The organism is Haloarcula sp. DT43 (assembly GCF_037078405.1).
In the GTDB taxonomy this organism is placed as follows: Archaea; Halobacteriota; Halobacteria; order Halobacteriales; family Haloarculaceae; genus Haloarcula; species Haloarcula brevis.
Window position 1 is genome coordinate 767990 of sequence record NZ_JAYMGZ010000001.1, and the last position, 14975, is coordinate 782964.

Annotated in this window: 17 protein-coding genes and 1 tRNA gene; 10 read left to right on the forward strand and 8 right to left on the reverse strand. The window is 67.4% G+C overall.

The genetic code is table 11. From position 1 onward, the window contains the following. Window positions 1-22 precede the first annotated feature (22 nt). A complete protein-coding gene (locus VI123_RS04175) occupies window positions 23-1660 on the reverse strand; it encodes an NADH-quinone oxidoreductase subunit D (protein WP_336336796.1) in 1638 nt (545 codons plus the stop codon). 88 nt (window positions 1661-1748) lie between these two features. Between VI123_RS04175 and VI123_RS04180 the strand changes: the two genes are divergently transcribed. Together VI123_RS04180 and VI123_RS04185 are read left to right on the forward strand one after the other, a co-directional pair. Next, entirely contained in the window at window positions 1749-2423 is a 675-nt protein-coding gene (locus VI123_RS04180) for a helix-turn-helix domain-containing protein (protein WP_336336797.1), read from the forward strand. 79 nt (window positions 2424-2502) lie between these two features. Next, entirely contained in the window at window positions 2503-3297 is a 795-nt protein-coding gene (locus VI123_RS04185; RefSeq protein ID WP_336336798.1) for a lipoate--protein ligase family protein, read from the forward strand. 115 nt (window positions 3298-3412) lie between these two features. Here VI123_RS04185 and VI123_RS04190 read toward each other — a convergent pair whose 3' ends face one another. Continuing rightward, window positions 3413-4162 carry a helix-turn-helix domain-containing protein gene (locus tag VI123_RS04190; protein WP_336336799.1) on the reverse strand — a complete coding sequence of 250 codons (750 nt, stop codon included), beginning with the start codon at window positions 4160-4162 and terminating at the stop codon, window positions 3413-3415. 210 nt (window positions 4163-4372) lie between these two features. Between VI123_RS04190 and VI123_RS04195 the strand changes: the two genes are divergently transcribed. The 3 genes from VI123_RS04195 (at window position 4373) to VI123_RS04205 (ending at window position 6395) form a co-directional block, all read left to right on the forward strand. Then, window positions 4373-4687 carry a hypothetical protein gene (locus VI123_RS04195; RefSeq protein WP_336336800.1) on the forward strand — a complete coding sequence of 105 codons (315 nt, stop codon included), beginning with the start codon at window positions 4373-4375 and terminating at the stop codon, window positions 4685-4687. 40 nt (window positions 4688-4727) lie between these two features. Further along, a complete protein-coding gene (locus VI123_RS04200) occupies window positions 4728-5561 on the forward strand; it encodes a deoxyribonuclease IV (protein WP_336336801.1) in 834 nt (277 codons plus the stop codon). 87 nt (window positions 5562-5648) lie between these two features. Then, a complete protein-coding gene (locus VI123_RS04205; protein ID WP_336337374.1) occupies window positions 5649-6395 on the forward strand; it encodes a class I SAM-dependent methyltransferase in 747 nt (248 codons plus the stop codon). Window positions 6396-6575: 180 nt separating this feature from the next. Here the strand turns inward: VI123_RS04205 and VI123_RS04210 are convergent, their stop codons facing one another. Next, window positions 6576-7364 (reverse strand): hypothetical protein, encoded by a 789-nt coding sequence (locus tag VI123_RS04210; protein ID WP_336336802.1) that lies wholly within the window; start codon window positions 7362-7364, stop codon window positions 6576-6578. 145 nt (window positions 7365-7509) lie between these two features. Between VI123_RS04210 and VI123_RS04215 the strand changes: the two genes are divergently transcribed. After that, window positions 7510-7662, forward strand: a complete 153-nt coding sequence (locus VI123_RS04215; RefSeq protein WP_336336803.1) for a hypothetical protein — start codon at window positions 7510-7512, stop codon at window positions 7660-7662. Between the two features lie 32 nt (window positions 7663-7694). Here the strand turns inward: VI123_RS04215 and VI123_RS04220 are convergent, their stop codons facing one another. Next, window positions 7695-8345: a DUF7095 family protein gene (locus VI123_RS04220; RefSeq protein ID WP_336336804.1), complete on the reverse strand. Its 651-nt coding sequence runs from the start codon at window positions 8343-8345 to the stop codon at window positions 7695-7697. Window positions 8346-8539: 194 nt separating this feature from the next. On the opposite strand from VI123_RS04220, the gene ncsA reads away from it, so the two are divergent. Further along, window positions 8540-9532, forward strand: coding sequence for a tRNA 2-thiolation protein NcsA (gene ncsA, locus VI123_RS04225; protein ID WP_336336805.1), 993 nt, complete (start codon window positions 8540-8542; stop codon window positions 9530-9532). A 58-nt stretch (window positions 9533-9590) separates the two neighbouring features. Here the strand turns inward: ncsA and ftsZ are convergent, their stop codons facing one another. The 3 genes from ftsZ to VI123_RS04240 form a co-directional block, all read right to left on the reverse strand. Continuing rightward, window positions 9591-10829: a cell division protein FtsZ gene (gene ftsZ / locus VI123_RS04230; RefSeq protein ID WP_336336806.1), complete on the reverse strand. Its 1239-nt coding sequence runs from the start codon at window positions 10827-10829 to the stop codon at window positions 9591-9593. Between the two features lie 2 nt (window positions 10830-10831). Then, entirely contained in the window at window positions 10832-11008 is a 177-nt protein-coding gene (locus VI123_RS04235) for a ribbon-helix-helix domain-containing protein (protein ID WP_004515010.1), read from the reverse strand. Between the two features lie 237 nt (window positions 11009-11245). Then, a complete protein-coding gene (locus VI123_RS04240) occupies window positions 11246-11872 on the reverse strand; it encodes a CopG family transcriptional regulator (RefSeq protein WP_336336807.1) in 627 nt (208 codons plus the stop codon). A 267-nt stretch (window positions 11873-12139) separates the two neighbouring features. Between VI123_RS04240 and VI123_RS04245 the strand changes: the two genes are divergently transcribed. After that, window positions 12140-12213: transfer RNA gene (locus VI123_RS04245), tRNA-Tyr, on the forward strand. Window positions 12214-12273: 60 nt separating this feature from the next. Here VI123_RS04245 and VI123_RS04250 read toward each other — a convergent pair. Beyond that, window positions 12274-13455 (reverse strand): pyridoxal-phosphate-dependent aminotransferase family protein, encoded by a 1182-nt coding sequence (locus VI123_RS04250; RefSeq protein ID WP_336336808.1) that lies wholly within the window; start codon window positions 13453-13455, stop codon window positions 12274-12276. Window positions 13456-13694: 239 nt separating this feature from the next. On the opposite strand from VI123_RS04250, the gene VI123_RS04255 reads away from it, so the two are divergent. Both VI123_RS04255 and VI123_RS04260 read left to right on the forward strand, forming a co-directional pair. After that, window positions 13695-13844, forward strand: coding sequence for a hypothetical protein (locus VI123_RS04255; protein WP_336336809.1), 150 nt, complete (start codon window positions 13695-13697; stop codon window positions 13842-13844). A gap of 121 nt (window positions 13845-13965) precedes the next feature. Continuing rightward, window positions 13966-14955 (forward strand): aldo/keto reductase, encoded by a 990-nt coding sequence (locus VI123_RS04260; protein ID WP_336336810.1) that lies wholly within the window; start codon window positions 13966-13968, stop codon window positions 14953-14955. Window positions 14956-14975: the final 20 nt, after the last annotated feature.

A 14975-nucleotide genomic window follows, 5' to 3' on the forward strand; every position in this document is an offset into this window, starting at 1 on the left:
GGCGTACAAAACTCACGGGCCGCTACCGGTCGACCTCGCCCATGATGGTGTCCAGGCTGCCTATCGTCGCCACGAGATCGGGGACGTACTCGCCGCGGGCCATCTCGGACAGCGCCTGGAGATGCGAGAAGGAGGGGCCCCGGATTTTGAACCGGGCGGGGGACTCTGTCCCGTCGGAGCGGATGTAGATGCCGAGTTCGCCCTTGGCGGCCTCGACGGCGCGGTAGATTTCGGCGTCGGGGTCGGGCCGGAGCGTGCGGGGGACGTTCGCCTGTATCTCGCGGTCGCCCTCGGGCCAGTCCTCCAACAGGTCGACACATTGGCGGATTATCTTCGCGGACTCCTCCACTTCGCGCAGGCGCACGAGCACGCGGCTGAAGTTGTCGCCGTCCTGCTCGGTGACGACCGACCAGTCGAGTTCGTCGTAGTAGCCGTACGGGTCGTCCCGGCGGAGGTCGTAGTCGACGCCGGAGGCACGCGCGACCGGGCCGGTACAGCCGTAGGCTTTCGCGGTCTCGGCCGGGAGGTGGCCCGTGTCAATCGTCCGGAGCTGGAGAATCTCGTTGCCGGTGAGCATGTCGTGGTACTCCCCGAGCTTGTGGGGCAGGTCGTCGAGGAACGCTCGTATCTTCTCGAAGAACGCCTCGCGGGGGTCGGGCAGGTCCCAGGCGACCCCGCCCAGCCGGAGGTAGTTGAACATCAGCCGCTGGCCGGTGAGGTCTTCGAGGATGTCCTGGACGAGTTCGCGGTCCCGGACCCCCCACTGGAAGACCGCGGTGAACTCGCCGACCACGTCCAGCGCGTACGTGGCCACCGCGAGCATGTGCGAGAGAATCCGCGATAGCTCCCCGCCCATCGTCCGGATGACCTGCGCGTACTCGGGGACCTCGATGTCGGCGAGGTCCTCGGCCGCGCGGGCGTAGGCCCACTCGTTCAGCAGGCCGGCTCCGCCCCAGTCCCAGCGGTCGGGGTACGGCATTATCTGGTGGCGGTAGGTGCCCTGTTGGCACATCTGCTCCTCACAGCGGTGGATGTAGCCGATGTCGGGGTCGACAGCCGCCACCTGTTCCCCGTCGAGTTGGGCGTTCAGGTGCAACACCCCGTGGGTCGAGGGGTGGTGTGGGCCCATGTTGAGATGCATCGTCTCCGGCCCCTCGCGGCGGTCTTCGAGCAGGCGCTCGTGCTCCCGGAAGGAGACTATCTGTGGCCGGTCCTGGTCGTAGTCCCGGCGTAGCGGGTGGCCCTGCCAGGTCTCGGGCAGGAGGATGCGGCGGCAGTCGGGGTGGTCGTCGTAGTCGATGCCGACCAGGTCGTAGGCCTCCCGCTCGTGCCACGCCGCCGTCGGGTAGACGGGGGCGGCCGACTCGCTGACCGGGGACGCCTGTGGCGTCGGCACGACGACCGACAGTTCCTGTGTCGGGTCGTCGTACTTCCGCAGGTGGTATATCGTCTCGAACCGGTCGGCGTACTCCTGGGCCGTGACGCAGGCACAGTGGTCCAGGTCGGCCTCGGTTCGCAGCGTCGAGAGGACTGCCTGCACCTCGTCGGCGCGGACGACGACGGCCGGGGCGTTCTCGTGGTGCTCGGTGTCGAGGACGCGGTCGGCAATCGGCTCGACGAGCGGGTGGGTGTCGTCGGTGCGGTGGACTGTCCGGGGCATCTCAGTGGTCGGGCTTCGCCGGCCGCGTCCCTCGGCCTGTCCCCTCACTGCCGAGGTTGTTTTAAGTTCGACAGCGGAAACGCCCGGTATGAAGTACGTCTCGCTCTCGCTGTGGATGGCCCCCGAGGTCCGGCATCCGATGCACCAGTTCGTCGTCGAGCACGACGGCTACGAGGCCAGCTACCTCCTCCGGGGCAACGACGTGGGGACCGACCTCCAGACGCTGCTGTTTCACGTCGACGGGTTCCCGCCGGAGCCATACCGGGCGGCGCTGGAGCGGGCCGACACCGTCCGGGAGTACGCTATCTCGCCCTGTCCCGACGAGACGTTCTACCTCTACGTGCAGGACTCGCCCTCGGCGACCGGCCACGACCTCGTCGAGGCGCTCACGCGGGCCGGCCTCGTCATCGTCTCGCCGGTGGCCTACCGGGCCGACGGCACGGTCGCGCTCACGCTGGTCGGTCCGGGCGGGACGGTCCAGCAGGCCGTCGAGACGGTGCCGGACGGCGTCTCCGTCGACGTGCGGGAGGTCGGGGAGTACGACAGCCGACGGCTCGACACCGGCGCGGCGCTGACCGACCGGCAGTTCGAGGCCGTCGCCGCCGCCGTCGACTGCGGGTACTACGCCGACCCCCGCGAGGGCGGCGTCGACGACGTGGCCGACGAACTCGGCTGTGCGCCTGGGACCGCCGCCCAGCACCTCCGGAAAGCCGAGGCCCATGTGATGGCTGACCTGCTCGACCAGCGGAACGGGTCCGGGTAGCCCAGGGCCACGCCGTGCCAACGCCGCGGGCAAATCGCAGGCCCACAACGCATATCGCACCGCGCCACCAAGACCGGCTATGTCACTGGCCGACCTGGAGTGGCGCGTCGTCGGCGAGGAAACGCGGCCCGGCCCGATGACGATGGGGCTGGAAGCGGCCGCCGCCGAGACCGTCGCCGCGGGCGGGCCGGCGACGGTGCGAGTGTACACCTGGCCCGACACGCTGTCGCTGGGCTACGGGCAGGACCCCGACACCGTCGACTGGGACTACTGCGAGCGCGAGGGCATCGGCGTCACGCGACGGCCCACCGGCGGCGGGGCGATATACCACGACGGCGTGGCGGACGTCTCCTACGGCATCGTCGCGCCGGCCGACGCCGTGCCGGGCGACCTGATGGCGTGTTACGAGCGGTTCTGCGAGCCGGTGCTCGCGGCGTTCGAGCGCCTGGGCGTCGACGCCGCCTTCGCCGACGACGAGCGAGCGGCGGTCCACCAGCCGGCCTGTTACCTGCGGCAACTCCACCCGGCCCACGACATCGTCGGCCCGGACGGCCGGAAGCTCAGCGGGAACGCCCAGTACCGACAGAAAGACGCCGTCATCCAGCACGGCTCCCTGTCGGTTTCGTTGCGGCCGGAGCGACACTGCGGCTGTTTCACCGCCGATCCCGACCCGGCGCGGTTCACGGAGCGCGTCGGGGCGATAGACGAGTACGCCGACGTCGACCGCGGCGAGGTCGTCGAGACGCTCCAGTCGACGCTGGCCGAGTGGGTCGATGCGACCGAGGGCTCGTGGACGGACAAGGAGCTGACCCGCGCACGCGAGCACGCGGAAGAGAAGTACGACACCGACGAGTGGATTCGACGGTCGCCATGAGATACTCCGGAGCGGTGGGAGGCGTCCCGCGTCGACGACTTCGTCGACGCGTGGCACAAGGTGATGCGGCTCGACCGGTTCGACCTCGAATACTCCGAGTAGCGGTCGCCCGCGTTCAGAGGGTTTCCTCGACGAACTGGGAGACGAGTCGGTCCTCGGCGGTCCGGAGCTGGTACTGCACGGTCGAGCGCGGCTCGTCCAGTATCGACGCGAGGTCCTTGACTGAGACCGCTCGCGGCCGCTCGTAGTAGCCGTGGGTCACGGCGGCTTCGAGCACCCGCCACTGCTGGGGCGAGAAGTTCGTCGCGACCCGTTCGGTCGCCTTCCAGTTCCCGGCGCTGGTGATGTGAGACACCGAGAGCGTGACGCCGTCGCGCAGGCTCGCCTCGATTTTGTCGTAAACCTCGCCGATGGGGGCAGCCCCCGGATAGAGGACGCGCCAGCGGTACTCGTTGCCCGTCCGGCGGGATTCGAAGACGGTGCCCTCGCGGACGTGCCGGTGGAGGAAACTCGGCAGCGACTGACAGCCGCTGATTTCCCGGCGGAGCGTGTACACCGTCCGTGTCGTCTCACTGCGGTCGAGCACGTGGTACGTCCGCGTCGTGTCACAGCTCACCACATCGAAACACTCGTTGCAGCGGTCCTCGTCCAGAAAGACGTCGTCGAACGCACGCAGGGCCTCGGGCGTCCCTTTCGCGTGGTCGAGTCGCCACATGTGGTCGTCGCCGACGAAGATGGCCGAGGACCACACCGAGAGACTCTCGTGTTCTCGGAACACGTCCATCAGGCTGTCGGTGCCTGCGTCGAACTGCAGGACGAACTCGAACTCGCGCGTCTCTTCGACCGTCGGCTGAGTCTCGGTCATTTGGCTATTACTAAATTTGGAACTGTACTATAAGTCGATTCCTAGTGCGCTGCTATCACTTCGATCTGTCTACTTAGCTATTGATAAAGTGAGCTGTCGATTCACCGTGGCCCTCACGTCTGCAGTGACGGGACGACGAGGGCGGACTGGGCAACAGCCGTGACAACAGATCCACGTCACCGTTTTGTGGCACCCCGGCCAAGCGATGACATGGTCTCGTCTCCCGCTGATGACGACCCTTCCGACACCTCCACTGACCCTCCGGCAACCGACGGCAGCGCCACAGCCCTTTCAGAGGAAGAACTGTACGCGGTTGTCCGTGTCGCGGCCGAAGACGCGGTGCTCGGCGCGCTCGGGACGCTCATGCTGGTCGGTATCGGCGTCGTCCTGGCCTCCTGGGGTACGGCGTTACTACTGTCGGCAAAACCGCTCTCGGCGGCTATCGGTGTGGTACTTGTCCTGTTCGGTGCATACCTCGCGCTATCGAGCCTCCGCATAATCCCGCCCGTTCGCGAGTGGGTCTGACTCCGGAACCTCTTTTGTCGGGTATCACCGACCGGTGTGCATGGTACGAGTCGGGGCACACACCTCTATCGCCGGCGGCGTCTACAACGCCGTCGAGGAACAGGTCGAGTACAGCGGCAACTGCGGGCAGATATTCTCCCACTCGCCGCAGGTCTGGCAGGACCCGGACATCGACGACGGTGAGGCCGAACAGTTCCGCGACCTCGCCGACGAACACGGGGTCGGCCCGTGGGTCATCCACTCGTCGTACCTGGTGAACCTCTGTACGCCCAAAGACGACCTCCGCGAGAAGTCCCTCGATTCGATGCAAAAGGAGGTCGACGCCGCCGCGAAACTGGGCATCGAGTACGTCAACGTCCACCTCGGGGCCCACACCGGCGCGGGCGTCGACGGCGGGCTGGACAACGCCGCGAGCGTGCTGGACGACCTCGACGTGCCAGACGGCGTCACCGTGCTGGTCGAGTCCGACGCCGGCAGCGGGACGAAACTCGGCGGCGACTTCGAGCATCTGGCGACCGTCCGCGAGCGCACCGACCAGGACATCGAGTTCTGCCTCGACACGGCCCACATGTTCGCCGCGGGCTACGACCTCTCGACGCCCGAGGCGGTCGCGGCGACGCTCGCCGAGTTCGACGACGTAGTCGGCTTCGAGGACCTCGCCTGCGTCCACCTCAACGACTCAAAACACGAGTGCGGGACGAACAAGGACGAGCACGCCCACATCGGCGAGGGCCACATCGGCGAGGACGGCATGCGCGCGTTCGTCACCCACGACGCTATCCGCGACGTGCCGCTGGTGCTTGAGACGCCGACCGAAGACGGCCGGAGCTTCGCCTGGAACATCGAGCGCGTCAAGGACCTCCGCCGAGACTGAGCGACCGCGGTACTTTTGGGGTCGACCCGACTTCCAAGACCTGTGCGCAGGTTCTCCGCCGACTACCTCGAAACCACCCGCCGGGGCATGTGGAGCGACTCCCGCGAGGCCCTCTCGGACCTGCGGCTGGGCGAGTGCGAGCGCGTCCTCGACGTGGGGTGTGGCACCGGCGAACTGACCCGCGTCCTCCGCGAGGAGACCGACGGGACCGTCGTCGGGCTCGACGCCGACACGGACCTGCTGACCGCCGCCGGAGACCCGGCCGTCTGCGGGGACGCGACCCGGCTCCCGTTCGCCGACGACACCTTCGATTTGGTGGTGTGTCAGGCGCTGCTCATCAACCTCCCGGACCCCGTGCTCGCGGTCCGGGAGTTCGCCCGCGTCGCCACCGACCGGGTGGCCGCCATCGAGCCGAACAACGCCGCCGTCACCGTCGAGTCGACCGTCGACGCCGAACCGGTGCTGGCCCGCCGCGCCCGCCGATTGTTCCTCGACGGGGTGCGGACCGACGTCACCCTCGGCAGCGACGCAGCCGACGTGTTCCGCGACGCCGGCCTCTCGGTCGTCTCGACGACGCAGTACGACCAGGAACGGCGCATCGAGCCGCCCTACGACGACGCGGCGATGGCGGCAGCCCGGCGGAAGGCGACCGGGACCGGGCTGGCCCACGACCGCGAGACGATTCTCAACGGCGAGACGACGCCAGCCGAGTACGACGCGCTCCGGGAGCGCTGGCGGTCGATGGGGCGGGACGTCGTCGAGCAGATGCAAGAGGAGACCTACGAGCGCCGCGAGACGGTCCCGTTCTTCGTCACCGTCGGCGCGGTTGCCTGACCCGGTCGCTCCTGTTTTTCCGGACCCGGAACCCCGGGCGCGCCGAGACTGCCGATGCTGGTGCACACGAGCACGCCGACTCCGCCCCGGAACAGCCATTCGAACTGTTTCGCGGGCGCGAGGGACGACAGGGAACCCATGGCCGAACGTACCCGGCGCGGGCCCATAGAGCGGGAGTCGTCACCCGTCGATGGTCACGACGCCCTCGTCGGTCGCGACGGTGTAGCGCGTCGCGGGGTCGACCGTCAGGCTGACCAGTCCGGTGTCGAGCGCGTCCGGACGCTCGAACCGGGCAACAGTCGCGCGGGCGGTGTAGTCCGCGGTGTAGGCGCAGGGCCGGGTGTAACAGCCGTAGGCGTGGATACCATCGTCGGTCGCCGCGACGCGTTTCAGGTGGGGCAGTATCGACCCCGACCCCCAGCCGGTCTGGACGACGAGGACGGCGCGGCGCTCGAAGTCTGTCTCGGATACGAACGCGCGGATATCGTCCCACTCGGTACCGATTCGGTCGACGTCCTCGGCGTCGGTCAGCAGCGTCGCGTAGAGTTGCTCGCCGGACGGGTCGTCGCCGGGCGAGAACTGGAGCCCCTCGTCGCGAAACACCGTGCCCCGCGCCGGCCGCTGCTGGAACGAGAGCGACGGCTCGGCCGGCATGTTCGCACAGAGGTACAGGGCGTCGTAGTCCTCGTCCCGTCCGTCTCCCGTGCACTCGGGCTCCTCGACGTCGTAGGGTGGCGTGTCGACCCGCTCGACACCCTCGGGGAGACCGTTCGGCGTCCCGGTCGGTGGTCCGCCCTCGGTGTCGGTCGGCGTGCCCTCGTCGGTCCCGCTCCGAGGCGTCGACTGGGTCGGCGTCGTCTCGCCGCCGCCGCTCCCGCCGGAGCCCTCCCCGGGAGCCAGACAGCCGCCGAGGGCGGTCGCCGCGAGGCCGCCGACCAGGCCCAGCGTCTCGCGTCTCGTTCGGTGCATACCACACGCTCCGTGCGGTGCGGGTGTATCCCTTCCGTACGCTCAAAACCGTGTTGTAGCTGTGCGCCGTCGCGGTGGCCCCAGCGGTCGCGCCGGTAGGCCCTTGTCCGGCGACCGTCTATCGAACGGTGAGCCGTCTGCACCGATGATTCCACCGCTCGTCCGCCGCTGTCCCGACTGCGGTCACCTCGGCTGGAGCCGCCGGTTCGCCGTCGTCGAGGACGGTGCTCCGCGACGCGTGGCGTGTCCCGACTGCGGCCACGAGTTCGCCGTCGCCGACGGGCCGTGGCTGCAGTGACGTCCGGGCTCTCCCGCGCTCGCCAGCTCCGGTCAGACCACGTCGCCGCGGACCGTCGCCCCTTCCTGCCGTTTCCGGTACTCCTTGACCGCCTCGGCGGCCTCGCCCGCCTCGTCGTCGTCCAGCCCGAGCATCGACAGCGACTGCGACAGCGTCGGGAAGACGAACTCGTTGTCCCGGAGCTTCCGGAAGGCCTCGGCCGAGCGCTCGCCGTCGAGCCACAGGCAGGCCCCGCGCGGGTCCAGTATCTGCTCGTAGTCGTCTCGCATCGTCGCTCCCTTGAGCCGCTGGGTGACGTTGTCCTCGAAGGAGGCGTTACACACCTCCAGGTGGACCGGCTCGTCGTCGTCCAGGAGGTGGGCGGCCAGACACTTCTCGGGCGCGGCGTGGCCGTTGGCGTTCGCCCGGATGTACTCGGGATACTCGTCGGCCCACGCGGCCCGGACGGTCTTGCCGACGCCGTCGACGCCGTGACTGCGCTGGAACTCCTCGGCGCGCTCCGGGGCGTCCTTGAACAGGATGTCCTTGGTGACGTAGACGTCCAGCCGTTCGACCGGGTCCAGCCCGAGTGCGGCGTCGCCGTACACCCACACCTCCCGGACCGGGACCGGCATCGTCTCCGACTCGACCGTGGCGACGATTTCCTCGACCCGCTCGACTGCCTCCGGACGGTCCAGACTCATTGCCCCCTCTACCGGTTCGGTGGCCTAAACGCTGACTCTCCGGGCGCAAACACTGATGGCCTGTGCTGTCTCCCGGGCGACATGTCGGACCGGCGACGGCCCACCTCGTCGACGACGAACCCCACGGCGCGTGGCTGGCCTGGCGGGGCTGAGACGAAACCCTCTCACCACTGGGGCCACGACTCCTCGTCACGATGGAGTGCGACAAATGCGGCGAGAACGCGGTGTTACACGCGGCCTATTCCGGGCTCCACCTCTGTGAGTCACACCTCTGCCGAGCGGTCACGAAGCGGGTCCGGCGTCGCATCCGCGAGGACGGTCTCGTGCCAGACGACGCCACGGTCGAGGACCCCGAGACGTGGGTCATCGGGCTCTCCGGCGGCAAGGACAGCGTCGTCCTCACGCAGATTCTCCACGACACCTTCGCCGAGGACCCCCGCATCGAACTCGTCGCGCTCTCGATTCACGAGGGTATCGAGGGCTACCGCGACGCGAGCCTGGATGCCTGCGAGGAGCTGACCGACGACCTGGGCATCCGCCACGTGACCGTCTCCTACGCCGAGGAGTTCGGCGTCCAGATGGACGACGTGGTCGAGGACGACCCGGAGGGGATGGCCGCCTGCGCCTACTGTGGCGTGTTCCGCCGCGACCTCCTCTCGAAGTACGCCGAGGAACTCGACGCGGACAAGCTGCTGACCGGCCACAACCTCGACGACGAGGCCGAGACGGCGCTGATGAACTTCCTCGAGGGCGACGTGGAACAGATAGCCAAGCACTTCGAGGCGTCGCTGGGCCCGTTCGACGACGGCGACGCGTCGACCGAGCGCACCCGCGACGCGCAGGACCACCACATCCCCCGGGCGAAGCCGCTCCGTGACATCCCGGAGAAAGAGGTCGCGCTGTACGCCCGCTTCGAGGACCTGCCGGCACACATCACCGAATGCCCCCACGCAGACGAGGCCTACCGCGGCGAGATACAGGAGCTCATGCTCGGCCTGGAGGAGAACCACCCCGGAACCCGCCACTCGATTATGGCCGGCTACGAGAAGCTCGCGGCGCTGGCCGCCGACACCTACGGCGGCGAGAACGGCGACACCGACTACGGCGAGTGCGAGAACTGCGGCGCGCCGACGGCGCGGGACCTCTGTCGGAAGTGCAATCTGCTGGACGCGCTGGAAGCGGTCTGACGCCGCGCGCCGCTCGTCGCACAATACGTGGGCCGGAAAACGGAAAGGAGAACCGCGGTTACTTGTTCGTCCGGATGACGTCGAGTCCGTTGTTCTTCTCGCGCTGGTCCTGCCCGCCGTCGGTCTCGCTGTAGCCGGCGTTGCGACCGCCGCTGTTCTGACTCCCGCTGTTCGGGGCGGGGCTGTCGAAGCTCTCGACGTTGTCGGAGGCGTCGAAGGAGGTGTCGTCGCCGACTTCCTGAATCGCCTCGCGGGACTTGTTGGCCTGCTTCTGGGTCGTCGGGCCGAGCACCTGGGCCGACTGGACGCCGGTCATGATGGCCATGACCCGCACCTTGCCCTTGTACTCTTCCTGGATGCGCGCGCCCCAGATGACGTTGGCGTTGGCCTCCAGGCGCTCGGTGATGTTCTGGGCGATGCCCTCGGCCTCCTTCAGCGTGAGGTCCGGGCCGCCGGTGATGTGGACCAGACCGCCGCTCGCGCCGCGGTAGTCCACGTCCAGCAGCGGGTGGTTCATCGCGTCCTTGACGACCTCCTCGGTCTTGTTCTTGTCCTGGGTCTCACCCACGAGCATCACCGCGACGCCGCCCTGGTTCATGATGGACGTCATGTCGGCGTAGTCGAGGTTGATGAGGCTCGGCTGGGTGATGGTCTCGGAGATGCCCTTGACGGTCTCGGCGATTATCTGGTCCATCACGGAGAACGCCTTGCCGATGGGCAGGTTCGGGACGTAGTCGAGCAGGCGGTTGTTGTCGAGGACGATGATGGAGTCCGCCTCGTTGCGGAGCTTCTCTAAGCCTTCCTCGGCCTTGACCGTCCGCGCCCGCTCGACGTTGAACGGCGTCGACACCATGCCGACGACGATTGCGCCCTGTTCCTTGGCAATCTTCGAGACGACGGGGGCCGCGCCGGTCCCGGTGCCGCCACCCATGCCGGCGGTGACGAACACGAGGTCGGCGTCGCCCAGTACTTCCTTGATGGTCCCCTGTGCCATCTCCGTGGCGCGCTCGCCCATCGACGGGTCACCGCCGGCCCCGAGGCCGTTGGTGAGGGACTTGCCGACCAGAATCTTCGTGTCGGCCTCTATCATCTTGAGGTGCTGCTTGTCCGTGTTGATGGCCACGGTGTCGGCGCCCTCGACGCCGATGTTGTACAGGCGGTTGACCGTGTTGTTGCCGGCCCCGCCACAGCCGACGATGACGATGCGCGGGTCGCCGAACCCGTCGACATCCTCGTCGGACATCCGCTTCTGTTCCTGCTCGTCGCGTTCGAGGGCCTCGTTGACGATATCCTGCATCGTTACACCTTGGCCCAGGACCGCTTCTTCTCGGAGGCCTGCTCGGAGCCTTCCTCGGCGAGCATCTCCCGGACCGCCGAGCGAATCGCTTCACTCCGATTGGGGTACTCGCCCGTCTCGACCATCTGTTCGACCTCTTCGATCTGCTGCTTCGGAATCCGTAGTGTCACACGCTCCATGTTTGGTAGTTTCCCCTTGGGTAAGACGGCCCGGACGGGGTCTGTTTACGACCCGCACGAGTGTTTACACAGCGAAACCGCAATACGAGAGCGTCATCCCCTCGCGTTCGCCGCTGTGTAAGACGACCGTCTTACGCAGAATAACCCACTGACCCTGATGTATTAAAACTTACGGGCAGTGTCATACACTTTCCCGTTTACGGTATCTGGGCCCTTCTGTGGTGCGTAAACGACGGTTCAGGTCTGGTCGAGTACGTCCGCCGCGGGGGTCCGCCGCCCACAGCCCGGACAGAAACCCCAGTCCGACCGGAGCTCGTCGCCGCAATCGCAGAACACTCTGCGGGACGCCTTCTCACCGCAGTTCGGGCAGTAAACGTGGTCAGAACCCAGGTTTTCGCCACATTGCGCGCACGTCTTACGTTGTTCCACGTCGGCCCGGTCCTCTGTCTCGGCCTCTGTCTTACGCCCGTCCGTCCCGGGTGCTTGGTTGTCGCCGCGGGGTTGTCCGCTTTCTGCACTCCCGCTCCGCTCAGCGGCGCGCCCTCGCTCGGTTTCGGCGCTCGCGGCCTCTGTGTGACTGCCGTCTAACGAGATGTTTACGTTGACGTCCTGGGGCTGCGAGCGCGGGCGTCGCGCCCCCAGCCGGTCGGCGATGATGCTGTCGACACGCTCTTCGATGAGTTCGTCGATGGTCTCGGCGTCGGAGTCCGGCACCGACGCGGCCGACGGCGATTCCGTGGCTGACGGTGACGCGTCCCCGAGATACTCCCGGAGCGCCTCGCGCATGACCTCGCTCTTCGAGGCGTCGAACGCCTCCAGTTGGTCGATGAGGTCGTCGTCAGCGCGGAACGTTATCTTACTCATCGAGTTCGGACGTGTGTTGTACATGATGGTATTTTAATCTTCCCGCGATGTCTGACGCCCGTCAGCTATCGGCCCGACGCTCGGCCCGCTCTTCTCAGTCGGGTCCCGCCCGTAGACTGTCTTTCCCTCTCTCGCGGTCCGACGAGCGGCGGGTCAGACGTGTCTGACGGCCGGCCGGTGTGCCACTCCGCGTCGTGTGACCGTCCGGCGAACCCTCTGTGAATAACAATCCTTAAGTCCGGACGGCGGGGTATCTTCGGGTGTCGACCGCCCTTAGCTCAGACTGGTAGAGCAGTCGACTGTAGATCGACTTGTCCCCCGTTCAAATCGGGGAGGGCGGACTTGGTTTTCAGTCGAACTGTGGCTGATAGCGTCCGCGATGTCGCCGTCGAACCACGTTCTCAGAACCGTTCGCTCATCGCCGCCAGCCCGGCGTTCGCGTCGACGGCCGCGCCCTGCTCACCGAGCGCGTTGCCAAGCGCCGCGAGCAGGTAGCTGACGTTCTTGCGGCGCGCGGAGTGGCCCATGCAGCCGATACGCCAGACGTCGCCCTCCAGCGCGCCCAGGCCGCTGGCGATTTCGAGGTCGTACTCGTCCAGCAGGTGCTGGATGACCGCGTCGTCGTCGACGCCGTCGGGGACGCGGACGGTGTTCAGGCTCGGGAGCCAGAACTCCTCGGGGGCGTTCATCTCCAGTCCCATCCCTTCGACGCCGGCTTTCAGCGCACTAGCGACGCGCAGGTGCCGGTCCCAGCGGTTCTCGATGCCTTCCTCGGCGACGAGTCGGAGCGCCTCACGGAGCGCGTACACGTTCGTAATCGGGGCCGTGTGGTGGTAGGCCCGCTCCTCGCCCCAGTACCCCTCCAGCAGGGAGAGGTCGAGGTACCACGACCGGGGGTCCTCCTCGCGCGCGAGGACCTTGTCCATCGCGTCGTCGTTGAGGGTCAGCGGGCTCGCGCCCGGCGGACAGGAGAGGCACTTCTGGGGGCCGGCGTAGGCCACGTCGATGTCCCACTCGTCGACGCGGAGTTCGACGCCGCCCAGCGAGGTCACGGTGTCGGCGACGACCAGCGCGTCGTTCGCGTGGGCGATGTCGGTCAGTTCGGGCACCGACGGCTGGAGGACGCCGGTGCTGGTCTCGGCGTGGACGAACCCGAACACGTCCGGGCTGTGTTCGTCGAAGGCGGCTTCGACCGCGGCGGGGTCCAGCGGCCGACCCCACGGTGCGTCGACGGTGACGACCTCGCCGCCCGCCCGCTCGGCCATGCTCGCCATCCGGTCGCCGAAGTAGCCGTTGGTCGGAACGAGCATCGTATCGCCCGGCTCGACGACGTTCCCGATGGCCGCCTCCATCGCCGCGGAGCCGGTTCCGGAGACCGGAATCGTCCACTTGTTGTCCGTTCGGAACGTGTACCGCAGCAACTCCTGGACCTCGTCCATGATTTCGACGAACGAGGGGTCGAGGTGGCCGACCAGCGGCGTGCTCATCGCCCTGAGTACGCGCGGGTGCACGTCGCTCGGGCCGGGACCCATCAGTGTTCGGTCCGGCGTTGTCAACTCACCGACAGCAGGTGGCTCGTCCATATCACGTGTTACTCGATGACTGGATTGTAAATGCCGCGGTCAGTTCTCTGGCGGCCACGTGGCCCCGATAGGCAGGCGGTTCGCATAACTATCTCCCAATTGTCACTCCCACGGTGGGGAACTCCTCGCTGCCCCTACCCGTACCCATAATCGCAACCGCAGGACGGCGGCGACCTGTAATCCGTGAACTATCTGCCCTGTTTTTATCCTCGTCCTGCAAAGGAGGTGTGTGGTCGTCGATGGGATTGTTCGATAACGCTGCGTCCCCTGGGGAGGAACCGAGACGCCGGTACACCTGTCTGGTGTGTCGGGCGTCGTTCGACGTTCAGTACCACTCCTGTCCGGACTGCGGTGCGTACGACATCCGCCGGACGAAGTGGCTCAAGTAGCCCCCGGCGTCCACGTTGGCACGTCCACCGGACCGCCTGCTATCGGGCTACACGCCCTTTTTTGCCCGGAGTGTTGTCCCGTACCACAGCCACCAAGTAACCGCCGGCAGTACGGTCGGACGTGAACCGACGACAGTTAGGTACGACGGGGTACGACGTGACAGATGTCGGACTGGGCACCTGGAACATCGGCGGCGACTGGGGCGACGTCTCCGAAGAGGAGGGCCGGGAGACGGTCCGGACCGCGCTCGACGCGGGCATCGACTTCGTCGACACCGCCGACGTGTACGGCGACGGCTTCAGCGAGCAGCGCATCGCCGAGGTACTCGACGAGCGCGGGGTCCGCGACGAGGTGACCGTCGCGACGAAGGCCGGCCGCCGGCTCGACCCGCACACCGCCGACCGCTACAACTACGACAACCTCTCGGAGCACGTCGACCGCTCGCGGGAGTACCTCGGGGTCGACTCGCTCGAACTCCTGCAACTGCACTGCCCGCCGACGGACGCCTACTACCAGCCCGAGACCTTCGACGCGCTGGCGCGGCTGCGAGACGAGGGGAAGGTCGACCACTACGGCGTCAGCGTCGAGCGGGTCGAAGAGGCGCTGAAAGCCATCGAGTACCCGGGCGTCGAGACGGTCCAGATAATCTTCAACATGTTCCGCCAGCGGCCCGTGGAGCTGTTCTTCGAGGAGGCAAAGCGCCGCGACGTCGGCGTCATCGTTCGCGTCCCGCTGGCCTCCGGGCTCCTGACCGGCAACCTCTCGCGGGACATGGAGTTCCCCGAGAACGACCACCGGAACTTCAACATCGAGGGAGAGGCCTTCGACCGTGGCGAGACCTTCGCCGGTCTCCCGGTCGACGCGGGCTTCGACGCCGTCGACGAACTCCGCGACCACGTCCCCGAGCGGATGACGATGGCCCAGATGGCGCTGCGCTGGATTCTGGACCACGACGCGGTGTCGACGGTCATCCCCGGCTCGACCAATCCGGACCACGTCCAGGACAACGCGGCGGTCAGCGAGATGGCCCCGCTGTCGAACCAGGTCCACGGTGCGGTGCGTGACATCTACGAGGAGCACGTCTTCGACGCGGTCCACCATCGCTGGTAACGCGTCGCGGCCTATAGTAA